This window comes from Acinetobacter dispersus, from assembly GCF_009884975.1.
Classification (GTDB): domain Bacteria; phylum Pseudomonadota; class Gammaproteobacteria; order Pseudomonadales; family Moraxellaceae; genus Acinetobacter; species Acinetobacter dispersus.
Genome location: NZ_CP041970.1, coordinates 2527491 through 2542457, shown reverse-complemented (window position 1 = coordinate 2542457; position 14967 = coordinate 2527491). Strand labels below are relative to the sequence as shown.

Genomic DNA, 14967 nt, shown 5'->3' with positions numbered 1-14967 from the left:
GTGTTAACGACTGTTTGGGGTTGTATAGTCAAGTAATTAAGTGCATGTGGTGGATGCCTTGGCAGTCAGAGGCGATGAAAGACGTAATAGCCTGCGATAAGCTCCGGGGAGGCGGCAAATATCCTTTGATCCGGAGATTTCTGAATGGGGGAACCCACCCGCTATAAGGCGGGTATCATAAGCTGAATACATAGGCTTATGAAGCGAACGAGGGGAAGTGAAACATCTCAGTACCCTTAGGAAAAGAAATCAATTGAGATTCCCTTAGTAGCGGCGAGCGAACGGGGAGCAGCCCATTAAGTTGTGTGTGTTCTAGTGGAACGCTCTGGGAAGTGCGAACGTAGAGGGTGATATTCCCGTACACGAAAGGGCACACACAATGATGACGAGTAGGGCGAGGCACGTGAAACCTTGTCTGAATATGGGGGGACCATCCTCCAAGGCTAAATACTCCTGACTGACCGATAGTGAACCAGTACCGTGAGGGAAAGGCGAAAAGAACCCCTGTGAGGGGAGTGAAATAGATCCTGAAACCGCATGCATACAAGCAGTGGGAGCCGACTTGTTCGGTGACTGCGTACCTTTTGTATAATGGGTCAGCGACTTATATTCAGTAGCGAGGTTAACCGAATAGGGGAGCCGTAGAGAAATCGAGTCTTAATAGGGCGTTTAGTTGCTGGGTATAGACCCGAAACCAGGCGATCTATCCATGAGCAGGTTGAAGGTTGGGTAACACTAACTGGAGGACCGAACCCACTGTCGTTGAAAAGCCAGGGGATGACTTGTGGATAGGGGTGAAAGGCTAATCAAGCCTGGTGATAGCTGGTTCTCCCCGAAAGCTATTTAGGTAGCGCCTCGGACGAATACCATTGGGGGTAGAGCACTGTTTCGGCTAGGGGGTCATCCCGACTTACCAAACCGATGCAAACTCCGAATACCAATGAGTACTATCCGGGAGACAGACTGCGGGTGCTAACGTCCGTAGTCAAGAGGAAAACAATCCAGACCGCCAGCTAAGGCCCCAAAATCATAGTTAAGTGGGAAACGATGTGGGAAGGCATAGACAGCTAGGAGGTTGGCTTAGAAGCAGCCACCCTTTAAAGAAAGCGTAATAGCTCACTAGTCGAGTCGGCCTGCGCGGAAGATGTAACGGGGCTAAAACTATGTGCCGAAGCTGCGGATTTACGCATTAGCGTAAGTGGTAGGGGAGCGTTCTGTAAGCCGATGAAGGTGTATTGAGAAGTATGCTGGAGGTATCAGAAGTGCGAATGCTGACGTGAGTAACGACAAAACGGGTGAAAAACCCGTTCGCTGAAAGACCAAGGGTTCCAGTCCAACGTTAATCGGGGCTGGGTGAGTCGACCCCTAAGGCGAGGCCGAGAGGCGTAGTCGATGGGAAATTGGTTAATATTCCAATACTTCTGTGTAATGCGATGAGAGGACGGAGAAGGTTAAGTCAGCCTGGCGTTGGTTGTCCAGGTGGAAGGCAGTAGGCATGCATCTTAGGCAAATCCGGGGTGCTCTATGCTGAGAGCTGATAGCAAGCTGTACTTGTACAGTGAAGTGGCTGATACCATGCTTCCAGGAAAAGTCTCTAAGCTTCAGTTACACAGGAATCGTACCCGAAACCGACACAGGTGGTCAGGTCGAGTAGACCAAAGCGCTTGAGAGAACTCTGCTGAAGGAACTAGGCAAAATGGTACCGTAACTTCGGGAGAAGGTACGCTGCTGACGGTGATGGGACTTGCTCCCTGAGCTATTGGCAGCCACAGAAACCAGGCCGCTGCAACTGTTTATTAAAAACATAGCACTCTGCAAACACGAAAGTGGACGTATAGGGTGTGATGCCTGCCCGGTGCTGGAAGGTTAATTGATGGGGTTAGCGTAAGCGAAGCTCTTGATCGAAGCCCCAGTAAACGGCGGCCGTAACTATAACGGTCCTAAGGTAGCGAAATTCCTTGTCGGGTAAGTTCCGACCTGCACGAATGGCATAATGATGGCGGCGCTGTCTCCAGCAGAGGCTCAGTGAAATCGAATTCGCCGTGAAGATGCGGTGTACCCGCGGCTAGACGGAAAGACCCCGTGAACCTTTACTGCAGCTTGACATTGAACTTTGACCTTACTTGTGTAGGATAGGTGGGAGGCTTTGAAGTTGGAACGCTAGTTCCAATGGAGCCGTCCTTGAAATACCACCCTGGTAATGTTGAGGTTCTAACTCTGCCCCGTAATCCGGGGCGAGGACCATGTCTGGTGGGTAGTTTGACTGGGGCGGTCTCCTCCTAAAGAGTAACGGAGGAGTACGAAGGTGCGCTCAGCGTGGTCGGAAATCACGCGTAGAGTATAAAGGCAAAAGCGCGCTTAACTGCGAGACCCACAAGTCGAGCAGGTACGAAAGTAGGTCTTAGTGATCCGGTGGTTCTGTATGGAAGGGCCATCGCTCAACGGATAAAAGGTACTCTGGGGATAACAGGCTGATACCGCCCAAGAGTTCATATCGACGGCGGTGTTTGGCACCTCGATGTCGGCTCATCTCATCCTGGGGCTGAAGCAGGTCCCAAGGGTATGGCTGTTCGCCATTTAAAGAGGTACGCGAGCTGGGTTTAGAACGTCGTGAGACAGTTCGGTCCCTATCTACCGTGGGCGCTGGAAATTTGAGAGGATCTGCTCCTAGTACGAGAGGACCAGAGTGGACGAACCTCTGGTGTACCGGTTGTGACGCCAGTCGCATCGCCGGGTAGCTATGTTCGGAAGGGATAACCGCTGAAAGCATCTAAGCGGGAAGCCTACCTCAAGATAAGATTTCCCTAGGAATTTATTCCTCTAAAGAGCCGTTCGAGACTAGGACGTTGATAGGTTGGGTGTGGAAGCACGGTGACGTGTGAAGCTGACCAATACTAATTGCTCGTGAGGCTTGACTATACAACACCCAAGCAGTTGTATGTAAAGCTGATAATCGATTCATAAAAGATCAGTTAAACCTGATCTTGAACAAAGAACTTGATTTAGTGATTGCTAAGCAATAAACTTCGACTCAATAATCTAATCCGTTAATAACTCTTTGGACCGTAAGTAAGGCATACGATGAATACATCGTGAATAAGACCCGAAAGCACCACAACAGTTTGCTGGCGACAATAGCAAGAGTGAACCACCTGATCCCTTCCCGAACTCAGAAGTGAAACCTCTTAGCGCTGATGGTAGTGTGGCACTTGCCATGTGAGAGTAAGTCATCGCCAGCTTTTAAATTAGAACACCCCCAACCTAACGGCTGGGGGTGTTTTTTATTGTCAGAGGGAAATGTGTGGTGGGAAATAGACTGCACTTTTAGCATTACTCTAAGCTTTTATTTGATCGTGTTTTAATTTAGATCGACTTGAAATTTATTCTATTCATTTTTATTTGTTAAAACTCATAGAAAATATCTCTATTTAATAAAATAGTTTGATTGAGTTCACTTTAATATTCTTTACTTGAAGATAAACTTTATTTACACAAAATCTATATTATGATTACATTAGACATATTTTTATAATGAAAAATCCTATTCCATTTGGGGATTTGATCGGGGTTAAAAGGAATGATTATGAATAGAAAACAACTTACATTAAAGTTGTCTGCAATCACTGTTTCTGTATTATTGGCGAGCTGTGGCGGTGGTGGCGGTGGGTACTATGGATCAACGAATGACAATAGTTCCTCTGGTGGAAATAATAATGGTTCTTCTGGTGGCAATGGACAAACTCCTGTTACCGCAGTGAATATAGGGAATATTTCTTTAACCGACTCTAATGGTAATACTGTTACGACTATTACAAATCAAGGTGTAACGGCTCAGGTCGTAGTTAAAGATGGAAATGGAAAAGGCATTAGTGGAGCTGTTGTAACATTTACTGGTAGTAATATGGTGTTTGGTACCACTAATGCAACAGCGCTTACCAATGCGGAAGGTGTAGCTACAATTTCGATAATGCCTACTGATCCTACAGTCACGGGCATATATGCTTTATCGGCAACAGCTGTCTATAATAATGTTACATCGGCTGCTGCTAATTTAAGTATTGTTTTCTCTAAACAAGACGTTGTGATTTCTAATATGCTTGCTGCAAGTAAAGCTCTAGAATCTGGTGGATCGACTTTAGTAAGTTTAGTAACGCAGGACTCTAAGGGTAATTATCAGAATAATGTGGCAGTGAACTTTACTGCTGATTGCGGTAGTTTTAGTAATAGTAGTGTAACCTCATCTAATCAGGGAAATATTGCCACAACATATTATGCTTTTGATTCAAAAGGTAATTTATGTGATGGTAATCAAGAGATTAGAGCGACAACTTCGACAGGGGCAACCAATAGTACATCGGTTTCTATTGCTCAGGCCATTGCAACCTCAGTTATATATACGACAAAAGAGCCTGTGCAGTTAGGGATTAATGCTAGTGGTTCATCTTCCTCTGGACAAATTGAATTTACCGTATATTCAAATGGGACAGTACTCAAAAATCAAGATGTTACAGTGAGTCTAGAGAAAGCCCCTACAGATTTAAACTTTATTCGATTAGGCAATCGTACAGCTCAAACTGTTAAGAGTGATAGTGCTGGCAAAGTAACAGTAACACTATATCCAGGTAATATTCCTGGGCCTGTCGAGATTAAAGCAAGTTTACCGAATGGTTTAAGTGCGTTATCTAAGAATGTCACGGTAACTACTGGGCGAGCTACGCAGAAGAGTTTTAGTTTGTCTACAAGTAAGCAATCTTTACAAACAGATAAAGATGGCGACATCGCAACAATTACCGCAATGTTAGCAGATCGGAATTCTAATAGTGTTCCAGACGGTACTGTTGTTAACTTTGTTGCTGAAGGTGGGAAAGTTGACGGAAGCTGTAAAACTGTTGATGGTGAATGTAGTGTTAACTTGAGAACACAGAATCCTCGACCTGCGAATGGGCGCGTGACAGTACTTGCTTATGTAGAAGGCGATAAGTCATATACAGATAGAGATGGCGATGGTGTTTATACTCCAATCAGTGCTGGTGGAACTGATACGCTTGATAACAATATTGGTAATTTCTTCCGTGATGATAATGAAAATGCTACATATGATAGCAGCAATGGAGAGTTTCTTTATAAGCGTGTTGCGACACCGTATAGTACCAATACATGTACTTTATCCTCGGTTTTTCAACCCAATATTCCATACACTTGTGATGATCAGTTAGCAACGACACTTCGCCAACAGATGATTTTCTCTTTTGCTTCTGATACACCAACGTTTATTGATAATTATGGGATAAATGGTAATACAATCACATCAGACTCATTTGGATTCCAGATCTTTGGTAATAGTATGTTAACTACTCCAATGCCATCTGGTACGACTATTAGTGTCTCAACTGAAGATAATACTGATGCAAATAACCAATCGTGTTCTGCTAAAATCGTGAATGGTTTTGTACCTGTACCGAGTGTAATGAATTTAGAATCTCCTAGCTCTTTTAGTAATAGTGCCGTTACAAAATATGGTGCAGAGTTGAAAGGTTGTGCAACAGGAGATAAAGTTTTAGTAACAATTACAGCTCCAAATAAAGTAACAACGTTCAGATTTACTCGTTAATTAGTAGTACGAACGGGAAACAGCACTTAGGTGCTGTTTTTTTATAGGGCTGTTCCTACACTCACTGTTGCTGTTGGGCGAACTTGAAAAGAACTACACGCTGAAAGTGAGATAAGGCATAAAATAATAATGGCGAGTTTGTGCATGGTTCTTTATCTTGTGAAAAAGAACCATCATCTTATAAATAAAATGGTTTAACTATTTTGATCAGGTAATGAAATGTAATGAATTTAATCGTCCAATAAATCCATTTGTTTAGCAATCTGATATAAATTATTTGAACGGTTACCGGTACGGCAGAACATTAAAATTGGTTTTGGCAGTTCATTATAATGATTGGCGAATGTACGGACATCAAGTTCAGTGATTTGCCCAGCAACAACCGGTTGATAGACATAGTCTAGACCTGCACTGCGCGCAGATTCTTCGATTTGGGCACTTGTAGGTTGTTCAGGACCACCTTCCAGATCTGGACGGTTATTAATAATCGATTTAAATCCTTTTTCAACCACTTGCTCAACATGCTCAGGGCCGATTTGACCTGCAAAACCAACATTCTCTGTCATCTTGTCACTCCAAAAACAAACAAAACATTTTATGCTCTATCATAGCATTAAGCTCGATCTTGAGTTTAAATGTCTATAGTAAATAAGTGATGATAATTAAAAGATAAGGCAATGGAGCGCGCATGCATACCTATACCGTTGAGCCGTTGTATGTTGCAAGTGGTGATGAAACCATCGCTGCGGATTTCTATCTACCTAAAAGCAATACCAAAGCTGCCGTGATTATCATGGCGCATGGCTTTGCGGGTTTGCGTCAATTTAAACTGGTTCAATATGCACAGCGTTTTGCCCAAGCAGGCTACGCAGTCATTTTATTTGATTATCGCTATTGGGGTGGCAGTACAGGGAAACCACGGGAATTGGTTTCACTCAGTGCCCAGCTTGATGACTGGAAAACCATTGTTCAATATGCTTCGAATTGCAAGCTGATCGATAGTCGACGGATTATCTTATGGGGAACCTCACTCAGTGGTGGATATGCCTTAAGTCTGGCAACAGACCTAAAAAACATTCAGGCGGTTATGGTACAAGTTCCCTATGTTGATGGGGCTGAGACGGCCAAGCTTTACCCTTTGCAACGTTATCCAGAAGCATTAAAGCGTTCCAGTCAGGATTATATGGGTTCTAAGATGGGCTTGGCATCTAAAACCTTACCTGTCGTCGATCAATATCGACTGTGCTTTCTTCCGACCTCAGATAGTTACTATGGATATCACTCGATTGTAAATCCAGATTATTACTGGAGTGGGGAAGTTCCTGCGCGGGTCTTCTTTAATTTAATGCGTTATCGACCAATCCAGTTTGTTCGTAAGATTAATATCCCTGTTTTATTTATTGCAGCAAAGCATGACACTTTGATTCCAATCGAATCGAGTCGGGAAGCTGCGACCAATATTGCGCCATTTGTGAGCTATCATGAGTGGGAAATGAAACATTTTGATGTTTATCATGGTTCTTGGTTTGAAAAAGCAGTCACAACCCAATTAGAATTTTTACATCAACATATTGGAGTGATGTAGATGATTATTGTCTGTGCATCATGTGGTGCAAAAAATCGTGTACCCGAAGAAAAATTGGCAGTTCAGCCGAATTGTGGACAATGCCATAAAGCGTTATTGCCTTTAGAGCCGATAGAACTCAATGAACAAAATTTCAGTAACTTCATCAGCAATTCAGATCTGCCTGTATTGATTGACTTGTGGGCTGAATGGTGTGGTCCTTGCAAGATGATGGCACCACATTTTGCTCAAGTGGCAAAGCAAAATCCATATGTGGTTTTTGCCAAAATTGATACTGAAGCTAATCCACGTTTAAGTGCTGCATTTAATGTGCGTAGTATTCCGACTTTGGTCTTGATGAATAAGACCACGGAATTGGCGAGAATCAGCGGAGCCTTACGCGCACCTGAATTACAGCAATGGTTAGATCAGCAATTACATCAACATCAAGGACATTAACATGAGTGAACGCCCAAATCATCCTGAAGGGATTTTATCTCTACAAAACATTGCCATGCCTGCGGATACCAATTGGAGTGGTGATGTTTTTGGAGGTTGGATTGTTTCTCAGATGGATTTAGCTGGAGCGATTCATGTTGAACGTTTTAGTAAAGGTCGTTGTGCAACGATTGCGATTAATCAAATGACCTTCCTGGTGCCTGTCAAAGTGGGCAATGTGATTAGTTGCTATACCAAAATTCTGAAAGTTGGTGGTAGCTCGGTGCAGGTTCAAATCGAGGTGTGGAATAGCCATGATGATTCCCGTGAACCAGTGCGTATTACCGAAGGCGTATTCACCTTTGTCGCGGTGGATGTAAATGGTAAGAAACGTTTGATCTCAGAAGAGATTAAACAGGCATTTGCAGAAACATTATAAGCTTCAACAAGTGAGTAGTTTGGCAATACTTTTCATTGGAATATAAGCATGGCAGAAGAATTAGTTTTACAGCAAGGTCATAAAGCTGAGCAATATCAAAGCATCATTCCGCAGATTCAAGCGATTGTTGAAGATGAGTCAGATGTGATTGCCAATCTTGCCAATACCTGCGCAGCGTTAAAACAGCAGTTTGGCTGGCTTTGGATTGGCTTTTATCTAGTTAAAGACAATGAATTGGTTTTAGGACCATTTCAAGGCCCAATCGCCTGTACCCGTATTGCTAAAGGTCGCGGCGTATGTGGAGCAGCATGGCAACAGCAGCAAGTGATTGTCGTGCCAGATGTAGATCAGTTCCCGGGACATATTGCCTGTAGTTCTGCTTCAAGATCGGAAATTGTTTTGCCGATTATGAAGGCAGGGGAATGTGTAGGCGTGTTGGATATTGATAGTGATGAACTGAATCAATTTGATGAGGTTGATACGGAATATTTGCAGCAACTGATGCAGGTTATTGAAAAATTTATTTAAGTATTTAAAAAATAAAGCCCAAATCAGTTTGGGCTTTATTTTTTGTGTACTGTTTAGAACATGGTATTGGAATTCTGGCTCTTTTCAGGAATATTTTGTATCACATCCCAATGCTCTACAATTTTTCCATTTTCTACACGGAATATATCAATAATCGCTCGACCTCGATCACTGTCATTCTCTGTAGAATGCACATGCAGGACGACTAAATCGCCTTCAGCAATTGCTTTCTTGATGACATTCTTTGCCTGAGGGTTATTGCTAAATTTTTGGCTAAAGAAGTTTACAAAAGGTGCCTTACCGTCAGGTACATTCGGATTATGTTGAATATATTGATCCCCAATATAACGATCGGCATATTGTTTCACTTGGTGTTTCAAGAAAACACCTTCATAAAAATCAGTGACAATTTTCTTGTTTTGTTCAGCTAAAGAAGGGATCTGTTTTGAGAGCGTTGGAGCTGAAGAGTCAGCAGCGAGCACTTGACTAGAATATGTTGCTAGATTGAGTGCGATAAAAAAATGAGAAAGCAGAAGTATTTTTTTCATTTTTAGCATCAGAACACAAAGAGTGATCTTTGCATCCTGATGCTAATACTGCCACTAGAATAGTCTAGGTCAGTTATTATTTTTTACGTTTTGGTAACCAAGCCCAAAGCATTTGGCATTGGATTGGTTCATTACCTGAATCATCAATCACGGTCACTGGCACCAATAACTCGCCTTTATCATTATCCGCAATAAACTTTTGTTGATCTGCTGATAATGTTGCAGTTGCTGTTAAACCGCCTTGAGCAACTTTTAAATAGTCAACATGCAATGATTTGATCAACAAAATCCGATCATCTGGTACATGTAAACCAGTTAAAAAGCCCGTTGCCGTTTCAGACAATAAAGCCATCGCAGCAGCATGAACGCCTTTAATATGATTTTGCATATTGCGTTGGTTTTCAATGCGAACAGTGACGTGGTCTTTATCCACTTCTAAATAGCGAATATTTGCTGTTCCAACCATCGGAACCACACGACCAAAAGCTTTGCTCCAGAGCGTGCTACGGATTCCTTTCGGAAATTTAGAAGTGGTTTTAACCAGCTTATAAAGGCGGTTATCTTTTGCCATAGTGAACCTATTGCTTAATCTTTGAAATTATTAAATTGCAGTGGCAGACCAAATTGTTGTTCACGTAAAAAGTTCATGACTTGTTGCAGAGTATCGCGCTTTTTATCCGTGACACGGATTTTGTCTCCTTGGATAGAAGATTGCGCTTTGATGCCACTTTCTTTAATGGCTTTATTAATTTTTTTTGCAGTATCTGAGTCAAGTCCATCTTTCAGCTTGATCACTTGCACCACATTTTTACCAGAAGCTGTGGCTTTTTGCGGATCTAAAGCTTGTACATCAATTTTACGTTTATAGAAGTGATTTTCAAGCATGGTATAAACTTGCTCACATTGGAAATCGCTTTCAGTTGAGATTTTGATTTCTTTATTTTTCTCATTTAACTCAATTGAAACGTCTTGTCCACGAAAGTCAAAACGTGTTGCGATCTCTTTTTCTGTATTTTGTACAGCGTGATTAACTTCAAATAACTCTAATTCAGAAACAATATCAAAAGAAGGCATGGTTAGACCTTTACAAAGGGAAAGAATATTTGAGATGCTAAGGGGGTTTTCTTCATTTGCCAAGTGTTGTTTACATCAAAGGAGTGCACAATGATCCGTAAACAAGAAATTACAACATTTGAGTTCCCAGAAGGCGCTGTCATCTGGGATGTCCGAGATACCAAAGCGTATACAGAGGCTCATGTTAAAGGGGCGGTGAATCGTCCAATTACTGATATCACTGCGGATAGTTTGACTCAAGTTGCAGCGGATCAGCCGATTTATATTTTATGTGGTGGCGGAAGTAAAGCACCGCGTGCAGCAGAGCTGTTAGACGGTATGGATGGTTCTCGTGAATATGTTGTGTTAATGGGTGGCACACGCGCAGCGCGTGATGCAGGCTTGCCTTTAGAACAAGGCGCTTAAAGCACTCAAAAGATTGGCCAAAATACCGCTGTATTTTGGCCAATTCAAAATTCTAGATTTCTGTCATTTTAAAATTAAAAAAATATTTAACCAGAATAATACGGTTTCTTTGCCTTAGTCTTCTTTTGAAAACGCTGTGGGTTGAGTTTATCCAATAATGATTGCGGAATTGGACAAAGTTCTCCGAGTACTAAAGCTGCTAATACTTCGCTACACAACGGCGCAAACAAGAATCCTTTTGAACCTAAACCTGCAAAAGTATAGATTTTCTGGTGATTTTGCATTTTTCCAAGCAGAGGAAAGTAATCCAGACTTTGTGCACGCACAGATGCACGGCCTTGCCATGTTTCAGTGGATGGAAGCTGTTGCGCATATTCAGGGAAGACACTGTGGATAAGTTCGTAGTTATGCACATGATCTTCTGCTAAAACTTCAACATCGTCTCGATTGGGATAAAAAGATGCACCTAAAATCAATTGAGCGGCATCCAGTTGCATACAATAACCGCCATAACTATAGGCTTGATCTAGAGCTAAAGCTTGTTCGCGATTCTCAACCCAGCTGACTTGTCCACGAATTGGTTTTAACACGGGGTAGTTTTCAAACAGCTCAGCACTTTGCTTGGCACAACACACAATCACATCATCGGCTGTTGCAATGAGCTGTTGATCTTGCCAAAGCTCTGTTTGGTTGTCTGCGCTATTTAAGCGAGAAATTTTTGCCTTTTCGATTTTGATATTCGGATGGTGCAAAATTTCATTACGCATTTGCTGTGGAGAAACTGCACCAGCCTGATGTAGCGTCAAGCTTGGATAATCAGTTTCAGGTATTACATCCTGCTGATCTTGAGTGGATAACACGCCCGAAGGATACTGTTCCGCTAAGCTGAGTAATTCATCCGCATTTTTTAAAGCCATTTGTTGGACTTGAATGGGTCTAAATGCTTTGAATCTAGGATAAAAATTCAATGCATGTTGCCAGCTTAAGGTCATCAAATGTTCATGTGCCTGTTCAATTGGGCACAGCTTGGGATTGAGTAAAGCAAGGGGATTGCCTGATGCCCCGGAGAGAGGCTCATTTTGCTCGTAGATCGTGACTTGATGACCACGTTGAGCAAATGCCCATGCTGCGCTTAAACCTGCGATTCCCGCGCCAATAATTGCGATCTGGCGTGGTATCGTTTTCAATGCAGCTTGTGAGCTTGTACTGTTTTGTTCTGAATCAGCCTGAGTGGATGTTTCGGATGACGTATCTAACCAAATAGCTTTCAACATTTCACGTTTATGACCAAAACCTCGCGGGCGGCTAATGTGCACACCATGCTGTTTCAGTCCACGTTTCAGTACACCAGCAACACTAAAGGAAGCAAAGGTCGTTCCAAACTCAGATAAACGTACAATGTGATTGAGTACGTTTTCCTGCCACATATCTGGATTGCATGATGGAGCAAAACCATCGAGAAACCATGCATTCACGGTTTGAGTCTTTGGGATACTTGGAAAAATATCCTGAGCATCGCCCAACCATAAATCAATGCTAAAACGTTCTTCAGGAAAGCTTAAACGGTGGCAGCCTGCGATAGGCAGGGGATATTGTTGAATCAGCTGTTCTGCAAGTGGCTTAAGTTCAGGCCAGACATTCAGTGCACGAATAAGATCCGCTTTATTCAGTGGGAATTTTTCAACACTGATGGCATGTAAGTGGCTGTGATTATCTGGACGAACCTGCTGCCAAAGTTGCCACAGGGTCAGAATGTTTAAGCCCGTACCGAAACCTGTTTCACCCACACAAAAGTATTGAAAATCTTTTAGTTCTGCTAGTCGTTCAGTTAGGTCATTACCATTTAAAAACACATGGCGTGTTTCAAGTAAACCGTTATCTTTAGAAAAGTAGACATCGCCAAACTGTTTAGAAATGGGAACTTCGATAGCATCGACCAGTTCCCAGTCTAATTCGGCTGTTTGTAATTTTGCAGATTGAGACATAAATAAAATGTTGGGATTTACCACTGACGACGACGTTTAGTGTGAACATAACTGGCAATTAAGAAGCCGAGAATGACGCCCACAGCAATGGTCATTGCGCCATATAAAAACATTTGCGCACTGCGTTCACTTTGTAATACTTGAACTTGTACGGTCAGGTTGTCATTTTTTAACTGTAATTCTTGGTTCTGCGAAAGTGCTTCTAAATTGGCATGTTCCAGTTGTTTCAAGCGGCTGGCTTGATCTTGAATCATGGCTTTGACTTTTGCATCTTGCTGCTGTTTGGCTTTGGCAATTTGTTCAGCGGTCAAAGGTTTGGCTACTGCGGTAGTTGCATTGGTTGGCGCAGCAGTTGTGGCATTGGGTTGCACTGGGGCTGTGTTGGCTGCTGGAGCCGCAGGTGTTGCTGGCTCAACTGCCCATGCAGGAGAACTAAATAAACATAAAGCCAATACGCTTTTTACGACAACTTGCATGATTTACCCTTTTGGAAAAGCTTTGTTGAAAGGTTTTACCTCAATATTTGAGTAAATCCCTTCTTTTAAAAATGGCTCTTCCTGAATCCAAGCATCTAAGGATTCACGACTATCAAACTCGACAATGATGGTACTGCCAAAAAAACCAGCTTGTGGATCATTTGGATCTTTCGGATGCGCACCTGCAGCAATTAAACGTCCTTCATCATCTAACTTTTGTAGACGTTCAATATGTTGTGGGCGGGTGGCTAAACGTTTTTCCAAAGTACCTTCGCGATCAGTACAAGTCAGCACAAAATATGGCATGGCAGTAGCTCGATGATTTAAAATCTATTCAGTGGTTTTAAAATGCTTTCTTAAGAAAAACAGTATAGCAGCTAGGTAACTGATAGAAACGATAATATCGCCAAAAGCAGTGAATTCGCCCCAATATTTTCCTTGCATATAGACAAAACCAAAGAAGAAATGCAAAGCCGCAAGTAAAAAGAATTGACCACACCACGCCCAGTTCAACTTTAACCAACCTTTAGGGCTAAGTTCTAATAACGAGCCTAAAAGTTTTTGGATAATTGGCATACGTTCTTTATTGAATAGTGGCGTAACCAGAAAGCCTAATCCGATACCGATATTGATGATGATCGCCTTCATTTTAATATAGGTCACATCGCTGAAAATCAGGGTGATTCCACCAAAAACGACCGACATGACGACAATAAACCACTGCATTTTTTCCAATTTAAATTTTTGGAAAAAGAATAAGCAGCCATAAACCACTAAGGTTGAAATGAGCAGCGCACATGTTGCAACAAGGATATGATTTTGATCGAGATTTCCAGAGCTACCCACCAACTGTAGCAAAGGATGATGACTATCTTTAGGATCAGTGGTTTTATAGAAATAAAAGAAGATAATAATTGGAAGATAGTCGAGCAACGCTTTCATGTTACAGTACGATGATGAAATAGGTCAGATAGCATAATACAAACCATGTTCGGTGTCGATTTACACACACATACACTCATTTCCGATGGTACCTTCTCTCCTGAGCAACTGGTACAGGCTGCTGTTGATTTAAAAATACATACCTTAGCCGTGACAGATCATGACACTATGGATGGTTTGTTGCGTGCTCAAGACTATGCACAAGCACATGATATTCAAATCATTTCTGGCGTGGAAATTTCCAGTCAATGGTCTCGACCGAATACCAAAAAGAGTTATGGGGTGCATATTGTTGCCCTGAACATGCAAGATGATGCGCCGATCAAAGCCATGCTGGAACAGCAGAAAAAAGTCCGTGCTGAACGGGCAAAAGTGATTTGTCAGCTCTTAGAAAAATGTATCGATTTTGATATCTATCCTGATGTGATTGCCCAAGTGGATGGGGAAGCCGATCGTGTCACTCGAACCCATATCGCCAAAGCCTTAGTCGAAAAGAATATTGTCAGTCGCCCACAGCAGGCTTTTGACCGTTTTCTGAAAGAAGGCAAAAAAGCCTTTGTGAAATTTGAGGGGATGGGATTAAAAGAAACCATTGATGTGATTCATGCCAGTCAGGGTTTCGCCGTGCTTGCTCATCCGACCCGTTATGACCTGTCTGCCACCAATATCCGTTATTTGATTGAACTATTTGCTGAATCAGGTGGCGATGCTGTGGAACTACCACCAAGTATCGAACCTGCTTCGACACGTCAAATGGTCGATCGTATGATTCAACAGTTTGATTTAGCTGTTTCGATTGGCAGTGATTTTCATGGCGAGAATATGCCGTGGATTAAATTGGGACAGACGCCACGCCTTAAAGAGGGGCAGAAAGGGATTTGGGACCGCTTTAAACCATCGGTGATATGAAAAAATTAGAACTTTGCCTCATGCTTGTTTTTTTCATGCTGCTTGCAT

15 protein-coding genes and 2 rRNA genes are annotated in these 14967 nt (G+C 42.4%); 9 read left to right on the top strand and 8 right to left on the bottom strand.

Going from position 1 to position 14967, the window contains the following annotated elements:
* The first annotated feature begins 26 nt into the window (after positions 1-26).
* From FPL17_RS11590 to FPL17_RS11580, 3 genes are all read left to right on the top strand, one after another.
* Positions 27-2919: ribosomal RNA gene (locus FPL17_RS11590) — 23S ribosomal RNA — on the top strand.
* Between the two features lie 205 nt (positions 2920-3124).
* Positions 3125-3239 (top strand): 5S ribosomal RNA (gene rrf / locus FPL17_RS11585).
* A gap of 344 nt (positions 3240-3583) precedes the next feature.
* Positions 3584-5611, top strand: a complete 2028-nt coding sequence (locus tag FPL17_RS11580) for an autotransporter outer membrane beta-barrel domain-containing protein (RefSeq protein ID WP_159885189.1) — start codon at positions 3584-3586, stop codon at positions 5609-5611.
* A gap of 230 nt (positions 5612-5841) precedes the next feature.
* Here FPL17_RS11580 and FPL17_RS11575 read toward each other — a convergent pair whose 3' ends face one another.
* Positions 5842-6177: a protein tyrosine phosphatase family protein gene (locus FPL17_RS11575; RefSeq protein ID WP_004804274.1), complete on the bottom strand. Its 336-nt coding sequence runs from the start codon at positions 6175-6177 to the stop codon at positions 5842-5844.
* Between the two features lie 122 nt (positions 6178-6299).
* Between FPL17_RS11575 and FPL17_RS11570 the strand changes: the two genes are divergently transcribed.
* Genes FPL17_RS11570 through FPL17_RS11555 form a run of 4 tightly spaced genes read left to right on the top strand, consistent with a single transcriptional unit; the run spans position 6300 to position 8580 of the window.
* Positions 6300-7196 (top strand): alpha/beta hydrolase, encoded by an 897-nt coding sequence (locus FPL17_RS11570; RefSeq protein ID WP_159885187.1) that lies wholly within the window; start codon positions 6300-6302, stop codon positions 7194-7196.
* Positions 7197-7634 (top strand): thioredoxin TrxC, encoded by a 438-nt coding sequence (gene trxC / locus FPL17_RS11565; RefSeq protein WP_159885185.1) that lies wholly within the window; start codon positions 7197-7199, stop codon positions 7632-7634.
* A 1-nt stretch (position 7635) separates the two neighbouring features.
* Positions 7636-8052, top strand: a complete 417-nt coding sequence (locus FPL17_RS11560; RefSeq protein WP_159885183.1) for an acyl-CoA thioesterase — start codon at positions 7636-7638, stop codon at positions 8050-8052.
* A 48-nt stretch (positions 8053-8100) separates the two neighbouring features.
* Positions 8101-8580, top strand: a complete 480-nt coding sequence (locus FPL17_RS11555; protein WP_159885181.1) for a GAF domain-containing protein — start codon at positions 8101-8103, stop codon at positions 8578-8580.
* 53 nt (positions 8581-8633) lie between these two features.
* Here the strand turns inward: FPL17_RS11555 and FPL17_RS11550 are convergent, their stop codons facing one another.
* The 3 genes from FPL17_RS11550 to FPL17_RS11540 form a co-directional block, all read right to left on the bottom strand.
* Positions 8634-9137: a nuclear transport factor 2 family protein gene (locus FPL17_RS11550; RefSeq protein WP_005319195.1), complete on the bottom strand. Its 504-nt coding sequence runs from the start codon at positions 9135-9137 to the stop codon at positions 8634-8636.
* Between the two features lie 67 nt (positions 9138-9204).
* Complete coding sequence (locus tag FPL17_RS11545) at positions 9205-9699, bottom strand: DUF4442 domain-containing protein (protein WP_004804285.1); 495 nt, start codon at positions 9697-9699, stop codon at positions 9205-9207.
* Positions 9700-9713: 14 nt separating this feature from the next.
* The gene (locus tag FPL17_RS11540) at positions 9714-10202 is read right to left on the bottom strand and encodes a YajQ family cyclic di-GMP-binding protein (protein WP_004655922.1); all 489 of its coding nucleotides are present in this window, start codon (positions 10200-10202) and stop codon (positions 9714-9716) included.
* Between the two features lie 90 nt (positions 10203-10292).
* Between FPL17_RS11540 and FPL17_RS11535 the strand changes: the two genes are divergently transcribed.
* Positions 10293-10607 (top strand): rhodanese-like domain-containing protein, encoded by a 315-nt coding sequence (locus FPL17_RS11535; RefSeq protein WP_004804287.1) that lies wholly within the window; start codon positions 10293-10295, stop codon positions 10605-10607.
* Between the two features lie 86 nt (positions 10608-10693).
* Here the strand turns inward: FPL17_RS11535 and mnmC are convergent, their stop codons facing one another.
* From mnmC to FPL17_RS11515, 4 genes are read right to left on the bottom strand one after another with little or no spacing between them, the layout of a single operon-like run.
* The gene (mnmC, locus tag FPL17_RS11530) at positions 10694-12592 is read right to left on the bottom strand and encodes a bifunctional tRNA (5-methylaminomethyl-2-thiouridine)(34)-methyltransferase MnmC2/FAD-dependent 5-carboxymethylaminomethyl-2-thiouridine(34) oxidoreductase MnmC1 (RefSeq protein ID WP_159885179.1); all 1899 of its coding nucleotides are present in this window, start codon (positions 12590-12592) and stop codon (positions 10694-10696) included.
* Positions 12593-12609: 17 nt separating this feature from the next.
* Positions 12610-13068 (bottom strand): SH3 domain-containing protein, encoded by a 459-nt coding sequence (locus tag FPL17_RS11525; RefSeq protein WP_159885177.1) that lies wholly within the window; start codon positions 13066-13068, stop codon positions 12610-12612.
* 3 nt (positions 13069-13071) lie between these two features.
* Positions 13072-13374, bottom strand: a complete 303-nt coding sequence (locus FPL17_RS11520; protein WP_159885175.1) for a YciI family protein — start codon at positions 13372-13374, stop codon at positions 13072-13074.
* 24 nt (positions 13375-13398) lie between these two features.
* Positions 13399-14010 (bottom strand): septation protein IspZ, encoded by a 612-nt coding sequence (locus tag FPL17_RS11515; RefSeq protein WP_004804291.1) that lies wholly within the window; start codon positions 14008-14010, stop codon positions 13399-13401.
* 45 nt (positions 14011-14055) lie between these two features.
* Between FPL17_RS11515 and FPL17_RS11510 the strand changes: the two genes are divergently transcribed.
* Positions 14056-14919, top strand: a complete 864-nt coding sequence (locus FPL17_RS11510) for a PHP domain-containing protein (protein WP_159885173.1) — start codon at positions 14056-14058, stop codon at positions 14917-14919.
* Positions 14920-14967 lie beyond the last annotated feature (48 nt).